Below are 18,216 nucleotides of genomic sequence, written 5' to 3'. Positions count from 1 at the left end.
CGCGCCCCTTACTTGTAGGTGACTTTGCGCACCGCCTCGATCACCTGCGCCACCGTTGGCAGCGCGAGCTTCTCGAGGTTGGCCGCATAGGGCATCGGCACGTCGGCACCGGCCACGCGGACCGGCGGGGCATCGAGATAGTCGAAGGCGCCCTCAACCACCTGCATGCCGATTTCGCCGCCAATATTGGCGAAGGCCCAACCCTCTTCGAGCGTGACGAGGCGGTTGGTCTTTCGGACGGAGGCCAACACCGTCTCAATGTCGAGCGGGCGGATGGTGCGGAGATTGATCACCTCGGCGGAGATCCCCGCCTTTTCCAGCTCCTCGGCCGCCTGCATCGCCATTCCCACCATGATGGAATAGGAGACGATGGTGACGTCCGTGCCCTGCCGCTCCACCTTCGCCTTGCCGATCGGCAGGATGAAGTCATCGGAGGTCGGGCAATCGAAGGTCTGCCCGTAGAGAATCTCGTTCTCGAGGAAGACGATCGGGTTCGGGTCGCGGATGGCCGCCCGCAGCAGCCCCTTCGCATCCGCTGCCGACCAGGGGGCGATCACCTTCAGCCCCGGCACATGCGCGTACCAGGAGGTGAAGTCCTGAGAGTGCTGCGCGGCCACACGGGCCGCAGCACCGTTCGGCCCGCGGAAGACGATCGGGCAGCCCAGCTGGCCGCCCGACATGTAGAGCGTCTTCGCCGCCGAGTTGATGATGTGGTCGATGGCCTGCATCGAGAAATTGAAGGTCATGAACTCGACAATGGGCTTCAGCCCCGTCAGCGCCGCGCCCACGGCCATGCCAGTGAAGCCGTACTCCGTGATCGGCGTGTCGATGACCCGCTTCGGCCCGAACTCATCCAGCAACCCCTGCGAGATCTTGTAGGCGCCCTGGTATTGGGCGACCTCCTCACCCATCAGGAACACGTCCTTGTCGGCGCGCATCTCCAGCGCCATCGCGTCCCGCAGCGCCTCGCGCACCGTGGTGGGCCTGGTCTCGCCCCAGTCCTTCTCGGCCTCGAGTGCCGGCGCCTTCGGCTTGGCCGAGACGCCCTCGCGCTCATCGGCGCCCTTGGCAGCAACCTGCGCGTGATCCTCGGCAGCCTTCGCCACCTTCCCGACCTCGCCGCCATGCTGGGTGGCGTTGCTCTCGGGCTGCTGCGGCGTAGCCGGCTTGCTACCCTGCTGGTCGGAAGGGGTCGAGGTGTCGCCGGCCGATGCGGCCTTTCCGTCGCCACCATCCAGCTCGGCGATGGCGGCATTCACTTGCACACCCTCGGTCCCCTCGGGGATGAGAAGCTTGGTGATGGTGCCCTCATCGACGGCTTCCACCTCCATGGTGGCCTTGTCGGTCTCGATCTCGGCGAGCACGTCGCCGGACTTCACCGCATCGCCCTCCTTCTTCAGCCACCGGCTGAGCTTGCCCTCCGTCATCGTGGGGGAGAGGGCGGGCATCAGAATGGTCGCGCCCATATCAGCGGGTCTCCACCAGAATATCGGTCCAGAGCTCGGACTCGTCGGGCTCGGGGCTGGACTGCGCGAATTCGGCGGCGTCCTGCACGATGGCCTTCACGTCGTCGTCCACCGCCTTCAGATCGGCCTCGGGCGTGCCGCTCTCGAGCAGCAGCTTCCGGACCTGCTCGATGCAGTCGCTCTGCTCGCGCATCTTCTGCACCTCCTCCCGAGTCCGGTACTTCGCCGGGTCGGACATGGAGTGGCCGCGATAGCGGTAAGTCTGCATCTCCAGCAGGTACGGACCCTTGCCCTCCCGGCAATGCGCCACGGCGCGCTCACCGGCGGCCTTCACCGCCAGCACGTCCATGCCGTTCACCTGCTCCCCCGGGATGCCCCAGGGCGCGCCGTTCTTGGACAGGTCCTTTGAGGCCGAGGCACGCTCGACGCTCGTGCCCATGCCGTAGCGGTTGTTCTCAATGATGAAGACGCAGGGGAGCTTCAGCAGGGCGGCCAGATTGAAGCTCTCATAGACCTGGCCCTGGTTGGACGCGCCCTCGCCGAAATAGGCGAGCGCCACCTTGCCGTCCTCGCGGTACCAATTGGCGAATGCCAGCCCGATTCCGAGCGACACCTGGGCACCCACGATGCCGTGGCCGCCATAGAAGCCCTTCTCGCGGGAGAACATGTGCATGCTCCCGCCCTTGCCCTTGGAGTAGCCGCCGATCCGGCCGGTCAGCTCCGCCATCACACCGCGGGCCTCCATGCCGGTCGCCAGCATATGGCCGTGGTCGCGGTAGGAGGTGATGACCTCGTCACCCTCCTCCAGCGTCATCTGCATGCCGACCACCACGGCTTCTTGGCCGATATAGAGGTGGCAGAAGCCGCCGATGAGACCCATGCCATAAAGCTGGCCGGCCTTCTCTTCGAACCGACGGATCAGGAGCATCTCCCGGTAGGCCTTGCCCAGGATGTCCTGGTTGTGGTCCGTGCCGGGAGGGGAGTCCTTACCACGTCCGCCGCGGCGCTTCGCCGCAATCTCCGTCCCGAGGGCCATGGGGCTGCTCCTGCGTTCAAGCCGGCCAGAGAGATGGCCTCGCTTGGGCAGATACGGATGCCGCACCCGTTCAGCAAGCTACAAGACTCGGCTAAGTCTTTGATGTTGCACTGCAACAATACGATTAACCTGTTTTCAGTTAATCGGCGTTTCTCTCGCGGCTTTCTATTCCAAACACTCTGTGTTGTTCCGCAGCTAGAAAGTCTCCCTGCGGATACGCTCGCTGCAATGCAGGAAAGCGCGCCGGTTGCCCGCCGCGCTCTCGGTCCTGTCCAGCCGGCCTCACCTCAGAAGAGGCGACGATTCGGCGCGTACGGGATGATGATTTCTTCCTTCGCCACAACATTCAAAAGGGCGCGGGCGCGTTCCTCCAGCATGTCGCGGTCCAGGTGCTCGGCGCGCAGACCCGCCACCTTGCGCTCCATTGCATCCCGCTCCGACTCAGCCTCCGCTAGCACGAGCCGTGCGGCGACGATTTCGGCGTTGCGGGCATCGCGGGCCATCAAGCCGCGCGTGCCATGGATCGCGTGATGTGCAAAGTAGCCGCACAGCGCGAAGAAAATTGTCGGAAGCACCAAGGCTTGCGCCCGACGCTTCACCCCCTTGAAAAAAGCCAGCTGCCCCTCCCCCGAAGAGCTTAGGCCGATCGGAATGATCCCCTGCGCCGGAGTAGAATGGTCAAAGCCCTGTAGCGCAAGGCGTTTCGGAGCAACGCCGAAGAAAACCTGTCCGACGTAGCGCGCGCGCCGCGATGACGGCGCGCGCAGTGATGAATCAGATCTTTCAGCGGCTGCGCGGAAGCACGGTACGACCCGCATAGCGTGCGGCAGGGCCCAGATTCTGCTCAATGCGAATCAGCTGGTTGTACTTCGCCAGTCGGTCGGAGCGCGACAGCGAGCCCGTCTTGATCTGGCCGCAATTGGTCGCCACCGCGAGATCCGCGATCGTCGCGTCCTCCGTCTCGCCGGAGCGGTGCGACATTACCGCCTTGTAGCCGGCACGGTGCGCGGTCTCCACGGCATCCAGTGTCTCGGTCAGCGTGCCGATCTGATTCACCTTCACCAGGATCGCATTGCCGACGCCGCGCTCGATGCCCTGGCGCAGGCGCTCGGGGTTGGTCACGAAGAGGTCGTCGCCAACCAAGTTCACGGTCTTGCCCAGCCGGTCGGTAAGGAGCTTCCACCCCTCCCAGTCATCCTCGGAGCAGCCATCCTCGATGGAGACGATGGGATAGCGCGCGCAGAGATCGGCGAGGTAGCCGACCATTCCCTGCGCATCGAGCTTCTTGCCCTCGCCTTCCATGTCGTAGGTGCCGTCCTTGAAGAACTCGGTCGCGGCGCAGTCGAGCGCGAAGACCACGTCCTCGCCCACGCGATGGCCGGCCGCCTCGCAGGCCTTGGCGATGAAGCCCAGCGCCTCGTCCGCGCTCTTCAGGTTCGGCGCGAAGCCGCCCTCGTCGCCGACATTCGTCGCGTGGCCGGCATCATGAAGCGCCTTCTTCAGCGAGTGGAAGATCTCAGCACCGATCCTCACCGCATCGGCCATCGTGCCGGCGGCGACCGGCATCACCATGAATTCCTGGATGTCGATCGGGTTGTCCGCGTGCTGGCCGCCGTTGATGATGTTCATCATCGGCACCGGCAGGGTGCGCGCGAAGCTGCCGCCGACATAGCGGTACAGCGGGAGCCCGTAATGCTCGGCCGCGGCCTTGGAGTTCGCCAGCGAGACGGCGAGCATGGCATTCGCGCCAAGCCGGCCCTTGTTGGACGTGCCGTCGAGCTCGATCATCACCTCGTCAATCTTCACCTGCTCGGTGGCATCGAGGCCAGAGAGCGCGTCGAAGATCTCGCCCTCGACATTGGCGCAGGCCTTGAGCACGCCCTTGCCGCCGTAGCGGGACTTGTCGCCGTCCCGCAGCTCCACCGCCTCATGCGCGCCGGTCGAGGCGCCGGAGGGGACAATGGCGCGGCCGGTGGCGCCGCTGTCCAGCACCACCTCCACCTCCACCGTCGGGTTGCCGCGGCTGTCCAGAACCTCGCGGGCGATGATGTCGGCAATGGCGCTCATGAAACGGTCTCTCCCGGCCCTGCCCCGCGATTCCCGGGACGGGAAGCGGATAGGGCCGTGCGGGGGTCGCAGGCAAGGGAGGAGGCGGAACGATCCCCTTCCCTCCCCGCCGATTCAGGCCGCGAGCTTGGCCGCGATCCGCGCCACATGGGCGCCCTGGAACCGCGCCGCACCCAGATCGTCCTCGGTCGGCTGCAGCCTGCCGTCGCCCCCGGCAATGGTGCTGGCCCCGTAGGGGGTGCCGCCCTGCACCTTCGTCACATCCGTCAGCGGAGCATAGCTGTAGGGCAGGCCCACGATGACCATGCCGAGGTGGTACAGAACGTTGTTGGTGGCCAGGATCGTGCTTTCCTGCCCGCCGTGGATGCTCGCAGTGGAGGTGAAGGAGGACCCCACCTTCCCGTTGAACACCCCTTTGGCCCAAAGCCCACCGGTCTGGTCCAGGAAGTTCTTCATCTGAGCCGCCATGTTCCCGTAGCGGGTCGGCGTACCGATGATGATGGCGTCATACTCAGCCAGTTCCGCAACCGTCGCCTCTGGCGCTGCCTGGTCCACCTTATAGTGGGAGGCCCGGGCGATTTCCTCGGGCACCAGCTCCGGCACGCGCTTCACATCAGCAGTGACGCCGGGCACCGAGCGGGCACCCTCGGCCACCGCATGGGCCATCGTCTCGATATGACCGTAGCTCGAGTAGTAGAGCACCAGGACCTTCGCCATCGCCGTTTATCCCTTATGCAGGAGCCGCCAGGCGGCGGCTGTCGCCCCCGGGTTAGAGGACGACCGCGCCGGCGGACAACGCTTGGAGGAAATGACGATCATTCACGGCGGGATGCTGACAATCCCGTCAACATCCCGGCCCGATAAGTGGGCGTCAGGTCAGGCCGCGGCCTTGGCCAGGGCGTCGAAGGCCATCAGCCGGGCGATGAGCGCCGGCATCTCGCGGATCTGGATCATGTTCGGCCCGTCGCTGGGGGCATGGTCCGGGTCTGGATGCGTCTCGATGAATACCATCGCCACACCCACCGCGACGGCGGCGCGGGCCAGCACGGGTGCGAACTCTCGCTGGCCGCCGCTGCTGCCTCCCAATCCGCCGGGCTGCTGCACGGAATGCGTGGCGTCGAACACCACGGGGTAGCCGGTGCGGGCCATGATCGGCAGGCCCCGCAGATCGCTCACGAGGGTGTTGTAGCCGAAGGAGGTCCCGCGGTCGCAGAGCAAGATTTTTTCATTGCCCGTGGAAGCCACCTTGGCGGCGACATTCACCATGTCCCAGGGCGCGAGGAACTGGCCCTTCTTCACGTTGATTGCCTTACCCGTCGCCCCGGCCGCGAGCAGCAGGTCAGTCTGGCGAGAAAGGAAGGCGGGGATTTGCAGGCAGTCCACCACCTCCCCCACCGGGGCGCACTGGGCGGCGTCGTGCACATCGGTCAGGACAGGGAGCCCTGTGCGCTCGCGTATCTCGGCGAGGATGGACAGCCCCTCGCTCATGCCAACGCCGCGCGCCGCACCGGCGCTGGTGCGGTTGGCCTTATCGTAGGAGGACTTGAAGACGATCCCCACGCCCGCGGCCCGGCCCATTTCGGCCAGGGCCTCCGCGCATTCCAGCGCATGAGCACGGGATTCAATCTGGCAGGGGCCGGAGATGAAGGTGAGCGGAAGGTCGTTCCCGACCTCCACGCTGCCGATCGAGACACGCTTCATACCAGGAACCTCAGACAAGACGGGCCTGGCGCACGGCCGCGCCGATGAAGCCCGCGAAAACCGGGTGCGGCTCGAAGGGCTTGGACTTCAGCTCCGGGTGGTACTGCACGCCCAGGAACCACGGATGGTCCGGCCGCTCCACGATCTCGGGTAGCACCCCATCGGGTGACATCCCGGAGAAGCGCAGACCAGTGGCCTCCAGCTTCTCGCGGTAGTTCACATTCACCTCGTAGCGGTGGCGGTGCCGCTCCATGATCTCGGCCCTGCCGTCATAGATGGCGCGAACCAGGGAGTCCTCGGCCAGGAGCGAGGGGTAGGAACCCAACCGCATGGTTCCGCCGAGATCGCCGCCCTCCTCGCGCTTCTCCACCTGGTTGCCGCGCTTCCATTCCGTCAGCAGACCGACCACCGGGTCCTCGCAGGGCCCGAACTCGGTCGAGGAGGCGCCGGGCAGACCCGCCTGGTTCCGCGCGGCCTCGACCACCGCCATCTGCATACCGAAGCAGATGCCGAGGAAGGGCACGCTTCGCTCCCGCGCGAACTGTACCGCGCGGATCTTGCCCTCGCTCCCGCGCTCGCCGAAGCCGCCGGGAACGAGAATGCCATGCACCCCTTCCAGCCGCTTGGTCGCGCCCTCGCCCTCGAAGATGGAACTGTCCACCCAGTCGAGCCGGACCTTCACGTTGTGAGCGATGCCACCATGGGTCAGCGCCTCACCGAGCGACTTGTAGGCGTCGAGAAGGGACATGTACTTGCCGACGACGGCGACGGTGACCTCGCCCTCCGGCTGCTCCAGGGACTGCACGATCTTCTGCCAGCGGGACAGGTCGGGCTCGCCGTAAACCGACATGTCGAAGTGCCGGAGCACCTCCCGGTCCAGCCCCTCGGCATGGTATTGCAGCGGCACGGCGTAGATGGAGCTGGCGTCCAGCGCCGGAATCACGCTCTCCGGCCGCACGTTGCAGAAGCTGGCGATCTTGCGCCGTTCATTCTCCGGGATCGGCCGGTCGCAGCGGCAGAGCAGGATCTGCGGCTGGATGCCCAGCCCCAGCAGTTCCTTCACCGAGTGCTGCGTCGGCTTCGTTTTCAGCTCGCCGGCCGAGGCGATCCAGGGCACCAGTGTCAGATGGACGAAAAGCGCGTTGCGCGGCCCCAGCTCGTTGGCGAGCTGCCGGAGCGCCTCCAGGAAGGGCAGGCTCTCGATGTCGCCGACGGTGCCGCCGACCTCGACGAGGCAGAAGTCGTAATCCTCGACCCCCGTGGTCACCCCGGCCTTGATCGCGTCCGTGACGTGCGGAATCACCTGCACGGTGCCGCCCAGATACTCCCCGCGCCGCTCCTTCGCGATCACGTCGGAATAGATGCGCCCGGAGGTCCAGGCATCGGCCTGATTGGCGTGCACGCCGGTGAAGCGCTCGTAGTGCCCGAGATCGAGGTCGGTCTCCGCCCCGTCATCGGTCACGAAGACCTCGCCGTGCTGATACGGGCTCATCGTGCCCGGATCGACGTTCAAATAGGGGTCCAGCTTTCGCATGCGGACCTTGTGGCCGCGCGCCTGCAGGAGCGCCGCAAGGGATGCAGCGGCAATGCCTTTTCCAAGGGAAGAGACCACGCCGCCGGTGATGAATACGTACCGCGTCATGGGTGACCCTTATAGCGAACGAGGACGCGCCGCGGCCAGGGGCACGAAGCCCCGCCGACGCAGGAGAGCCATGCGCGACGCCGGCTTGAACGGCGCCGCTGCCCGATTACCGGGCGGGAACAGAGAATTAGTTGGTGGGGACGCTCGGCGTGGCCGGAAGCGCCGGCAGAGCCGGGGCAGCCGGAGCCGCGCCACCGGCGGCGGGCGGCGGCGAATCGAAAAGGGAGCGCTGCCGCCCTGTCCCCTGGTTCAGCAACCCGAGCGCCAGGGCCAGCGCCATGAACAGCGCCGCCAGCACTCCGGTCGCCCGCGTCAGCAAGTTCGCGGTGCCGCGGCCGGACATGAGGTTGCCCATTCCCTGGGAGGAGCCGATGCCCAGCCCCCCGCCCTCGCTGCGCTGAAGCAGCACCACCCCGATCAGGGCGGCGGCGACGAAGAAGTGCAGGACGAGAAGGACGGTGGTCATGGTGGCCCGCTCTTAAACCCGTAACGGGCTCTGGGAAAGGGTTTCAGGCCGGAACGGCCGCCCCGATCGCCAGGAAGTCCTCCGGCTTCAGGCTCGCGCCCCCCACGAGCGCGCCATCCACATCCGCCAGCGCCAGGATCGCGGCGGCGTTGGAGGGCTTCACCGACCCACCGTAGAGCAGGCGCGTGGTAGCGCCGGCGCCCGGAAACCGGGACAGGACCTCCGCCCGCATCCGTCCGTGCACGGCGGCGATGTCCCCCTCCGTCGGGGTCCGGCCGGTGCCGATGGCCCAGACCGGCTCATAGGCCACAACCCCCTTTGCCGCGGCGAAGCCGGCCGGCAGGGATCCCGCGATCTGGGCGGCAACCACCGACTCCGCCTCACCGGCATCCCGCTGCGCCTCGGTTTCGCCCACGCAGACAATCGGGATCAGCCCGGCCTCCATCGCGGCCTCTGCCTTGGCGCGCACCTGGGCGTCCGTCTCGCCATGATCCGCCCGGCGCTCGGAATGGCCGAGGATGACATAGCCGCAGCCCGCATCCGCCAGCATCGCGGCCGAGATGTCCCCGGTATGCGCACCATTGGCCTCCGCCGAGCAGTCCTGACCGCCGAGCGCCACCGGCTTCCAGCCCATCGAGGCCGCCGCGACATGCAGGTGCAGGAAGGGCGGGCAGATCAGCAGGTCCGCCCCGGCCACGCGATCCAGCCCGGCGCGCACGCCCTCGGCAAGGGCCGCGGCCTCGCGCAGCGTGCCGTTCATCTTCCAATTGCCGGCAATAAGGGGACGGACTCCGGGGGTCATGGGCTCTCCTGGCGTGGCGGCGGGTAGCTTACAGTCTCTCTGGGCCGCGTATCGGGCGCATGGAGGTTTGGCAACGGGGCCGGGCTGCGCTACGGGCTCACCCCTCTCGCCTTCCCTCAGGGTTCCGCCATGATCTCCGCGTTCCGCCGCCTCGCTGGCACCTGGTTCGCCAAGGGCCTTTTCATCCTGCTGGTGCTATCCTTCGCGATCTGGGGGATCGAGGACGTGATCCGCAACTTCGGGCGGGACGACGCGGTGGCGCGCGTGGGCGGCCAGCCCATCGAATTGACCGAGGCGCAGAATGCCGCCCGGCGCGAGACCCAGCGCCTGCAGCGCCAGCTCGGCCCGCGCTTCGAGCCGAATGAGGGCTTCCGCCAGGCCGTCGCCCGGCAGGCCGTGGAGAACCTGATCGCCGCTCGCGCGCAGAGCCAGGAGGCCCGGCGCATGGGCGTTGCCGCCTCGGTCGATGCCGTTCGCGCCTACACCTTCGCCATTCCTGCGTTCCAGGGTGCGGATGGCCGGTTCAACCCCCTGATCCTGCAGCAGTTCCTCCGCCAGAACGACCTCGCCGAGGGCGACTTCACCCGGCTCGTGATCGCAGATCTTGAGCGCCAGCAGCTCATCGGTGCCATCCGCGCCGGCGCCCGCGCTCCGGAGACGCTGACGACCCGCCTGCTCGCCTTTGCCGGCGAGCGGCGCGTGGCCGAGGTGGCCGAGTTCCCGCTCCTCAGCGCGCCCGAGCCGGAGGCGCCGACCGAGGCCCAGCTCACCCGCTTCCACGAGAACAACCCCGCCCAGTTCTCCTCCCCCGAGTACCGGGAGGCCGTCCTCGCCCTCCTCACCGCCGAGACGCTGATGGCCCGCGTGCAGGTGAGCGACGCGGAGATCGAGGCCGGTCTGGAGGCAACCCGGGAGCGCAGCGGCTCGCCCGAGCGCCGGACCGTGGAGCAGGCCCTGGTCACCACGAAGGAAGCCGCCGACGCCATCCGCGCCGCCTGGACCGGCGGCGCCGACCTCGCGACGATCCGCACCCAGGCGGAAGCGGCCGGCGGATCGGCCCTCGAGATGGGCCAGGTGACCCGGGGCGAGATGCCCGTGGAGAACATAGCCACCGCCGTCTTCGGCGTGCCTCAGGGCGGCGTGACCAAGCCCGTCCAGAGCCCGTTCGGCTGGCACGTCATGAAGGTCACGGCCGTGCAGGCCGCGGCCGAGCGCCCGATCGAGGCGTTGCGCGCCGAGACGCGGGAGTTCCTAGCTCGCGAGAGGGCGGCCGACATGACCTTCGAGGAGGCCAACCGGCTCGAGGACGCGATGGCCGGTGGCGCCACGGTTGAGGAGGCCGCCCAGCGCTTCGGCCTGACCGCCACCCGCGTGACCCTGGATCGGCAGGGTAACGGGCAGAACGGCCAGCGCGTGGAACTCCCCGGCGGCCCCGCAGCCCGCGCCGCGGTGATCGAGGCGGTCTTCGCCAGCCCGACCGGCCAGGGACCGCGTGTGGCCGAGGCCGCCGGCGGCTTCGTGGCGCTCGACGTGCCGAACGCCATTCCAGCCGCGCTGCGCCCCTTCGCCACCGTGGAGGCCGAGGTGCGCCGCGCCTGGACGCTGGAAGCCCGACGCCGCAGCCAGGAGGAGCGCGCCGCCGCCCTCCTCGCCGCAGCCCAGGGCGCGAACGGCCAGCCCGGCAAGGACTTCGCCGAGGCCACGCGCGAGGCCGGCGTTGAGGCGGTCCGCATGGGCCCCTCCACCCGCGATCCGCAGGCCGCCACCCCGGGCGGCATTCCCGCCGGCCTTCTGCCCGGCGTCTTCGCCGCCGGCCCGGGCGGCGTGACAATGGCCCAGACCGCCGACGGCTACGCGGTGGCCCGGCTTGTCGAGGTGGTGCCCGCCGATGTGGCCGCCGACACGGCCGGCCAAACCCGGGTGAAAACCGAGGTGGAGCAGGCCATGCAGGACGACCTCGAGGCCCAGTTTGCCGCCGCGCTCCGCGCGCGGGCGAGCGTGACCATCAACCCGTCCATGATGGAACAGGTGGCTGCCCGATGAGCGGGCCGGACAGCTACGCGGCCTTTGTCGCGGCCCATGCGTCCGGCCGCGGCCAAGTGGTGTTCCGCGAGCGCGTGGCCGACCTGGACACGCCCGTTGGCGCCTTCCTCAAGTTGGCGGAGGGGAAGCCTAATACCTTCCTGCTCGAGAGCGTAGAGGGTGGTCAAAGCCGTGGCCGCTACTCCGCGATCGGCATGGCGCCTGACCTGATCTGGCGTTGCCGGAACGGTGGGGCCGAGATCAACCGCCACGCGCTGTCCGCACCCCACGCCTTCGTCCCCGAGGCGCGCCCACCTCTGGAGAGCCTTCGCGCGCTGATCGAGGCCTGCCGCATGGAACTGCCGCCGGGCCTGCCGCCCTGCGCCGCCGGGCTGTTCGGCTATCTCGGCTACGACATGGTGCGCGAGATGGAGCGGCTGCCGGCAAAGAATCCGGATGTGCTGGCAATCCCCGACGCCATCCTCGGCCGACCCACTCTCATCGCTGTCTTCGACCATGTGCGGGACATCCTGACCCTTTGCGCCCCCGTCTATCCTGACCCGACTCAGGGCGGGGATGACGGGGCCCGCACGGCCTATGAGGCGGCCCAGGCCCGGCTGGACGAGGCAGAGACGGCGCTTGACCGCCCCGTGCCCCGCCCGGCACCGCCCGCCGCCCTGCCCGCCCCAGGTATCCCCTCATCCAACTTCACGCGCGAAGGCTTCATCGAGGCGGTGGGCCGCGGGAAGGAGTACATCGCCGCGGGCGACGCCTTTCAGATCGTGCTCAGCCAGCGCTTCCAGGCGCCCTTTGCCCTGCCCCCCTTCGCGCTGTACCGCGCGCTACGCCGACTGAACCCTGCGCCCTTCCTGTTCCATTTCGACTTCGGCGGCTTCGCGGCCGTTGGCGCCAGCCCCGAGATCCTGGTTCGCCTGCGCGACGGCATGGTGACCGTCCGCCCGCTCGCCGGCACCCGCCGCCGCGGCGCGACACCCGAAGAGGACCTAGCGCTGGAAAGGGAGCTGCTGGCCGATCCCAAGGAGCGGGCCGAGCACTTGATGCTGCTGGATCTTGGCCGCAACGATGTCGGCCGTGTCGCCGAGATCGGCAGCGTCCGCGTCACCTCCCAGTTCGGGATCGAGCGCTACTCCCAGGTCATGCATATCGGCAGCGAGGTGCAGGGCCGGTTGCGCGGCGGCCTCTCCGCACTCGATGCGCTCGTGGCCGGCTTTCCCGCCGGCACACTCTCTGGCGCGCCCAAGGTGCGGGCGATGGAAATCATCGAGGAAACCGAGCCCTCCCGCCGCGGCGTCTATGCCGGCTGCTTCGGCTATTTCGGCGCCGATGGCGGCATGGACACCTGCATCGGGCTTCGCATGGCGCTGGTGAAGGACGGGGTCATGTCCGTCCAGGCCGGGGCCGGCGTCGTGGCCGACAGCGACCCCGAGGCTGAGTACGAGGAGACCCGCCAGAAGGCCCGCGCCCTGTTCCGGGCCGCCGAGGAAGCGGTGCGCTTCGCCGCCGCCGCGCCGCGCCAGGGCGCGGGCTGAGCCGCGCACAGGGCGGGTCACCCGACCTTCACCGAAGGGGACCGGTGCCCGATCTTGGGGTAACCCCTAAGGGCGGGCCCGGCTTGACCGGATGCGCGCCCCGGGTGGAAGTGAGGGCGCCATGATCCTGCTCATCGACAACTACGACAGCTTCACCTTCAACCTCGTCCATGTCCTCGGAGAACTGGGCGCGGAGGTGAAGGTCTGGCGCAACGACGCGCTGACGGTGGAGCAGGCGCTTGAGATGGGTCCTCGCGCCATCATCCTCTCGCCCGGGCCTTGCACCCCTAACGAGGCTGGAATCTGCCTTGACCTGATCGGGGCCGCTTCCCGCAAGGGCGTTCCGCTGTTCGGCGTTTGCCTCGGCCATCAGGCCATCGGCCAGGCCTTCGGCGGCACGGTGGTGCGCGCGCCCGAGCCCGTGCACGGCAAGGTGCATGACATCCATCACGGTGCGAGCGACGTCTTCGCCGACCTTCCCTCCCCCTTCCGCGCCACGCGCTACCACTCCCTCGTCGTCCGGCGCGATGACCTGCCGGAGCAGCTGAAGGTCACCGCAGAGACCCCGGACGGGCTTGTGATGGGCATCGCCCACCGGGACCTGCCGGTCTGGGGCGTGCAGTTCCACCCCGAGAGCATCGCTTCCGACCATGGCCACGACATGTTGGCCAACGTGATGCGGATGGCCGGCATCAACCTGCCGCCCCGCGAGTGGACGGAGCCGAAAGCCAGCCAGCCCTCGCACCGGGCCGCCTGACCGTGTCGCTCAAACCTGTCCTGGCCCGGCTTGCCGCCGGGGAACGCCTTGCGGAGAGCGAGGCGGAGGCCGCCTTCGGCACCGTCATGGCCGGCGAGGCCACCCCGGCCCAGATCGCCGGCATGCTAATGGCCATGCGCGTTCGCGGGGAAACGGTGGCGGAGATGACCGGCGCAGTCCGTGCCATGCGCGCCCGGATGACCGCGGTGGAGGCACCGGACGGCGCCATCGACCTGGTCGGCACTGGCGGCGACGCGGCCGGCACCCTCAACATCTCGACCGCGGCGGCGCTGGTAGTAGCGGGATGCGGCGTGCCCGTGGCCAAGCACGGCAACCGCGCCCTCTCTTCCCGCGCTGGCGCGTCGGACGTGCTCTCGGCGCTTGGCGTGAACACGGATGTACCCTTCGAGCGCCTGCCCGCGGTGATCGCCGGCGCCGGCATCTGTTTCCTGATGGCCCCCCGGCACCACAGCGCGCTTCGCCACGCGGCCGGCCCGCGCATGGAGCTGGGTACGCGGACTATTTTCAACCTGCTCGGGCCCCTGACCAACCCGGCCCGGGTCCGCCGCCAGATGACCGGCGCCTTTGCGCCTCAATGGCTTCGGCCCATGGCCGAGACCCTTGCCCGCATCGGCACCGAACACGCCTGGCTCGTGCACGGCCAGGGGTTGGACGAGTTAACCGTCGCTGGTCCTTCCAACGTCGTAGAGCTGAAAAAAGGGGTGATTCGCGAGTTCGAGGTGACGCCCGAGGAGGCCGGCCTCGCCCGCCACCCCGCCGAGTCCCTTCGCGGCGGCGAACCCGCGGAGAATGCGGAAGCCCTTCTCGGCATCCTGCGTGGCGAGACCGGCGGCTACCGCGATTGCGTGCTGCTGAACGCTGCCGCTGCGCTGATCGTAGCAGGACGGGTGACAGACCTACGTGCCGGGGCCGCTTTGGCGGCCGATTCGATCGGCTCCGGCGCGGCAATGCGGTCCCTCGACCGGCTGCGGGCGCTTACGAAGCCCTGAGGCGCGGCGCCACTTTCCAGGCCTATGCCGGAGAACTTGAAGCTCACCGCACCAGCCTAACTCCTGTGTGTCGGGCTTCCTGGGAGAGTCCGGCATCCCCGGGGTGAACTGCCGTCCCGCGCTGGCGTAATGGGAGATGCGATCGCCTTCCTGGGCCGTTCTCCCACGTTAAAGGATTACGAAACCGGTCCGGTCCCCCCGTCGGCCGAACCCGAACCCGCTTGACGCGCCCGCCGGAAGGGCGCGAGGAACCGCACCATCATGGACCAGACCTTTCCGGTGACGGACGCTCCACTCTCGGACACGCTCCGCCGAATCCTCGACGACAAGCGGGCCGAGGTGCAGGCGCGCATGCAGGACACCCCGCTCGCCGAGATGGAGCGGCGGGCGCGGGACAGCGGCAGGCCGCGCCCCTTCACGGCCGCGCTTTGCGAGGCAGTGGCGGAGATGCGGGTGGGGCTGATCGCCGAGATCAAGCGCGCCTCGCCCTCCGGCGGTCTCATCTGCGAGCCTTTTGACCCGGCTGGCATCGCCCGCGCCTATGAAGCCGCAGGTGCCACCTGCCTCTCCGTGCTGACAGATGAGCCGTATTTCCAAGGCACGCCCGAGCACCTCCGCCTGGCTCGGGAGGCGACGAACCTGCCCGTCCTGCGCAAGGACTTCATGATCGACCCCTGGCAGGTCTTCGAGGCCCGGGCGATGGGTGCGGACGCCATCCTCATTATCATGGCCGCGGTCAGCGACGCCGAGGCCGAGGCGCTGGAGGACACTGCGCGCGGGCTCGACATGGGCGTGCTGGTCGAGGTGCATGACGAGGCCGAGTTACAGCGCGCGCTGGGGTTGGAGACGCGGCTGCTGGGCATCAACAACCGCGACCTACGCTCGCTGAAGACCGACATCGCGGTGACCGAGCGGCTGGCGCCCATGGTGCCCGCGGACCGTATCCCCGTTGCCGAGAGCGGCATCCGCACGCCCGAGGACGTCCGCCGCATGGCCCAAGCCGGCGCTCACTGCCTCCTGGTCGGCGAGCATCTGCTGCGTCAGCCCGATCCGGGTGAGGCTGCGCGCCTGCTGGTTCAAGCCGTTTGAGCGGCGCCCCGGGCGGGGGAGAGAACCGCGAAGGCGGCGCTCTGACCCATTTCGACGCTGCTGGCCGCGCGGCGATGGTGGATGTCTCAGCAAAAGCCGAGACCGTGCGCGAGGCGACAGCGCGAGGCCGCATCACGATGCAGCCCGAGACCCTCGCACTGATCGCCGAGGGTCGCGCCGGGAAGGGCGACGTGTTGGGCGTCGCGCGGCTGGCAGGGATCATGGCTGCCAAGCGCACCGCCGACCTCATCCCCCTCTGCCACCCCCTGCCGCTTTCCTCCGTCTCCATCGAGCTGGAAATGGCGGAGCCGGACGCTGTCGAGATCGCAGCGACGGTCCGCACAGCCGGGCGGACCGGGGTGGAGATGGAAGCAATGACTGCGGTGACCGTCGCCGCCCTGACCATCTACGACATGGTCAAGGCCGCGGATCGCGGCATGCGGATCGAAGCCGTTCGGCTGGTGCGGAAATCTGGAGGTAAGTCAGGCCTCTACGAGGCGCCGTGATGATCTCGGTCGAACAGGCCCTTGCCCGGATCCTGGAAGGTCTTTCGCCTTGCGCGGCCGAGACGGTGGCGCTTCCCGACGGATGGGGCCGCATCCTCGCCCGCCCGGTGGCGGCTCGGCTCACGCAACCGCCCGTCGATGTCTCGGCAATGGATGGCTACGCGCTGCGGGCTGTCGACGCCGGCATAGGTGCCCGGCTTCGCGTGGTCGGGGCCGCTCCGGCCGGGCATCCGCTCGCCCAGTCGGTCGGGCCGGGTGAGGCGGTGCGGATCTTCACCGGGGGTGCCGTGCCGCCCGGCGCGGACAGCGTTCTGCTGCAGGAGGATGCCGTGGCCGAGGACGGCCATGTCGTCCCGACCGAGGCACCGCGCCTCGGCCGCCATATCCGCCGTGCCGGGCTCGACTTCACGGCGGGCGACACGCTGCTTCCTGCCGGTCAGCGGCTGACCGCGCGCGACATCGGCTTGGCCGCGGCGGCCAACCATCCTTGGCTGCAGGTCCATCGCCGCCCACGTATCGGGATCCTCGCCACTGGGGACGAGATCGTTCTGCCGGGCGAGGCGATCCCGGCCGGCGGCATCGTTTCGTCCAACGCCCATGCGCTGGCCGCGCTCGTCCGTGCCTCGGGCGGCGATCCGCTGGTTCTCCCCATCGCGGGCGATGACCGCGACGCCATCGCTGCAGCCGCCAGCGACGCCCGGCGCTGTGACCTGCTGGTCACCACCGGCGGCGCGAGCGTGGGGGAGCACGATCTGGTCCAGGCGGCACTCGGCCCGCAGGGCTTCTCGCTCGACTTCTGGAAGATCGCGATGCGGCCGGGCAAGCCGCTGATCTGGGGCGACCTGCGCGGCACGCCGATGCTGGGCCTTCCGGGGAATCCCGTTTCGGCGCTGGTTTGTGCCGTCGTGTTCCTGATTCCGGCCCTGCGCCGTCTGAGTGGCCTCCCGGCAGGGCCGATGGAAACCGTGACGGCGCGGCTGGGGCAGGACATGCCGGAGAATGACCGCCGTCAGGACTATGTGCGTGCTGATCTTTCGATCGATTCGGACGGGGCGCACGTCGCGACGCCCTTCCCTGTTCAGGACAGCTCCATGCTCTCCACCCTGGCCCGCGCGTGCGGGTTGGTGGTGCGCCCCCCCCATGCGCCGGCGGCCCCGGCGGGCTCCGCGGTGCAGTTTGTATTGTTTTCCTCTCTAGGCGTGTGAAGCGCGGCATTGACCGACGCGGAAGAACTTTCATAGAACTTCCGCGTCGGTTGCCCGTTTGTTCGTGCAGAAGACCTGCCACTCGCGCCCAGGGAGACGCCCGGACCATGCTCACCCGGAAGCAGCACGAGCTGCTCACCTTCATCGACAAGCATCTGCGCGACACTGGCTTCTCTCCTTCTTTCGAGGAGATGAAGGAGGCGCTGAATCTTAGGTCGAAGTCGGGCATTCACCGCCTGATCACGGCATTGGAGGAGCGCGGCTTCCTCAAGCGCCGCGCACATCGCGCCCGGGCCCTGGAAGTGCTGCGCGTGCCGGAAGGCCTGGCGCCCCGTGCAGCGCTCGCGGCCTCCGGCGCGCAGCCGGCAATGGCTGCGCAGCCCGCCTCCCCGGCCTTCGCGCCCAACGTCATCCGCGGCAACTTTGCCCAGAACCTGCCCGGCGCCGTGCGCACGGCGAACGATGCAACTGCCGTGCAGCTGCCGCTCTATGGCCGGATCGCCGCTGGCCTCCCGATCGAGGCGCTCCGCGACAGCGGCGAGAGCGTCGAGGTTCCGGTCACGATGCTGGGCGGCGGCGAGCACTACGCGCTCGAGGTCTCCGGAGACTCGATGGAGGGCGCCGGCATCCTCGACGGCGACACCGTGATCATCCGGCGCGGCGACGTGGCTGATAACGGCGCGATCGTTGTCGCGCTGGTGGACGAGAATGAGGTGACGCTGAAGCGGCTCCGCCGCCGCGGTAACTCCATCGCGCTGGAGGCTGCCAATCCCCGCTACGAGACGCGCATCTTCGGCCCCGACCGGGTGAAAGTTCAGGGCCGCCTCATCGGTTTGGTCCGCCGCTACCATTAGTCTGCCGGGCGGGCCCGTTTAGGCTGTCAGCGGCGGACTCGGA

The 18,216-nt window shown here is 68.6% G+C and carries 17 protein-coding genes; 8 read left to right on the top strand and 9 right to left on the bottom strand.

Annotation, left to right across the window (positions count from 1 at the left end):
- Window positions 1-8: 8 nt before the first annotated feature.
- From ACVBD7_RS05970 to tpiA, 9 genes are all read right to left on the bottom strand, one after another.
- Window positions 9-1,466 carry a pyruvate dehydrogenase complex E1 component subunit beta gene (locus tag ACVBD7_RS05970; protein WP_458096584.1) on the bottom strand — a complete coding sequence of 486 codons (1,458 nt, stop codon included), beginning with the start codon at window positions 1,464-1,466 and terminating at the stop codon, window positions 9-11.
- 1 nt (window position 1,467) lies between these two features.
- The gene (gene pdhA / locus ACVBD7_RS05965) at window positions 1,468-2,502 is read right to left on the bottom strand and encodes a pyruvate dehydrogenase (acetyl-transferring) E1 component subunit alpha (RefSeq protein WP_458096583.1); all 1,035 of its coding nucleotides are present in this window, start codon (window positions 2,500-2,502) and stop codon (window positions 1,468-1,470) included.
- A 287-nt stretch (window positions 2,503-2,789) separates the two neighbouring features.
- Window positions 2,790-3,320, bottom strand: coding sequence for an FtsB family cell division protein (locus ACVBD7_RS05960; protein WP_458096582.1), 531 nt, complete (start codon window positions 3,318-3,320; stop codon window positions 2,790-2,792).
- On the bottom strand, window positions 3,286-4,569 hold the full coding sequence (gene eno, locus ACVBD7_RS05955; RefSeq protein WP_458096581.1) for a phosphopyruvate hydratase: 1,284 nt from the start codon (window positions 4,567-4,569) through the stop codon (window positions 3,286-3,288). The genes ACVBD7_RS05960 and eno overlap by 35 nt, the downstream gene beginning before the upstream one ends.
- 114 nt (window positions 4,570-4,683) lie before the next feature.
- Window positions 4,684-5,286, bottom strand: a complete 603-nt coding sequence (gene wrbA, locus ACVBD7_RS05950; protein WP_458096580.1) for an NAD(P)H:quinone oxidoreductase — start codon at window positions 5,284-5,286, stop codon at window positions 4,684-4,686.
- A gap of 159 nt (window positions 5,287-5,445) precedes the next feature.
- Window positions 5,446-6,270, bottom strand: a complete 825-nt coding sequence (kdsA, locus tag ACVBD7_RS05945) for a 3-deoxy-8-phosphooctulonate synthase (RefSeq protein WP_458096579.1) — start codon at window positions 6,268-6,270, stop codon at window positions 5,446-5,448.
- Window positions 6,271-6,280: 10 nt separating this feature from the next.
- Window positions 6,281-7,912 carry a CTP synthase gene (locus ACVBD7_RS05940; protein ID WP_458096578.1) on the bottom strand — a complete coding sequence of 544 codons (1,632 nt, stop codon included), beginning with the start codon at window positions 7,910-7,912 and terminating at the stop codon, window positions 6,281-6,283.
- A 127-nt stretch (window positions 7,913-8,039) separates the two neighbouring features.
- Complete coding sequence (gene secG / locus ACVBD7_RS05935; RefSeq protein WP_458096577.1) at window positions 8,040-8,378, bottom strand: preprotein translocase subunit SecG; 339 nt, start codon at window positions 8,376-8,378, stop codon at window positions 8,040-8,042.
- Window positions 8,379-8,421: 43 nt separating this feature from the next.
- Window positions 8,422-9,180 carry a triose-phosphate isomerase gene (gene tpiA / locus ACVBD7_RS05930; RefSeq protein ID WP_458096576.1) on the bottom strand — a complete coding sequence of 253 codons (759 nt, stop codon included), beginning with the start codon at window positions 9,178-9,180 and terminating at the stop codon, window positions 8,422-8,424.
- 129 nt (window positions 9,181-9,309) lie between these two features.
- On the opposite strand from tpiA, the gene ACVBD7_RS05925 reads away from it, so the two are divergent.
- The 8 genes from ACVBD7_RS05925 (at window position 9,310) to lexA (ending at window position 18,173) form a co-directional block, all read left to right on the top strand.
- Window positions 9,310-11,223, top strand: a complete 1,914-nt coding sequence (locus ACVBD7_RS05925; protein ID WP_458096575.1) for a SurA N-terminal domain-containing protein — start codon at window positions 9,310-9,312, stop codon at window positions 11,221-11,223.
- Window positions 11,220-12,752 (top strand): anthranilate synthase component I, encoded by a 1,533-nt coding sequence (trpE, locus tag ACVBD7_RS05920; RefSeq protein WP_458096574.1) that lies wholly within the window; start codon window positions 11,220-11,222, stop codon window positions 12,750-12,752. The genes ACVBD7_RS05925 and trpE overlap by 4 nt, the downstream gene beginning before the upstream one ends.
- Window positions 12,753-12,873: 121 nt before the next feature.
- Window positions 12,874-13,509, top strand: a complete 636-nt coding sequence (locus tag ACVBD7_RS05915) for an anthranilate synthase component II (protein ID WP_458096573.1) — start codon at window positions 12,874-12,876, stop codon at window positions 13,507-13,509.
- A gap of 2 nt (window positions 13,510-13,511) precedes the next feature.
- Window positions 13,512-14,519 carry an anthranilate phosphoribosyltransferase gene (trpD, locus tag ACVBD7_RS05910; protein WP_458096572.1) on the top strand — a complete coding sequence of 336 codons (1,008 nt, stop codon included), beginning with the start codon at window positions 13,512-13,514 and terminating at the stop codon, window positions 14,517-14,519.
- Window positions 14,520-14,780: 261 nt separating this feature from the next.
- Window positions 14,781-15,608, top strand: coding sequence for an indole-3-glycerol phosphate synthase TrpC (trpC, locus tag ACVBD7_RS05905; protein WP_458096571.1), 828 nt, complete (start codon window positions 14,781-14,783; stop codon window positions 15,606-15,608).
- Between the two features lie 74 nt (window positions 15,609-15,682).
- Window positions 15,683-16,114 carry a cyclic pyranopterin monophosphate synthase MoaC gene (gene moaC / locus ACVBD7_RS05900; protein ID WP_458097644.1) on the top strand — a complete coding sequence of 144 codons (432 nt, stop codon included), beginning with the start codon at window positions 15,683-15,685 and terminating at the stop codon, window positions 16,112-16,114.
- A complete protein-coding gene (locus ACVBD7_RS05895; protein WP_458096570.1) occupies window positions 16,114-17,319 on the top strand; it encodes a molybdopterin molybdotransferase MoeA in 1,206 nt (401 codons plus the stop codon). Before moaC ends, ACVBD7_RS05895 begins: the two co-directional genes overlap by 1 nt.
- 107 nt (window positions 17,320-17,426) lie before the next feature.
- Complete coding sequence (gene lexA / locus ACVBD7_RS05890; protein ID WP_458096569.1) at window positions 17,427-18,173, top strand: transcriptional repressor LexA; 747 nt, start codon at window positions 17,427-17,429, stop codon at window positions 18,171-18,173.
- The last annotated feature ends 43 nt before the right edge of the window (window positions 18,174-18,216 follow it).

It is taken from the genome of Roseomonas sp. WA12 (assembly GCF_054165765.1).
This window is presented reverse-complemented; position numbering and strand designations above follow the sequence as displayed.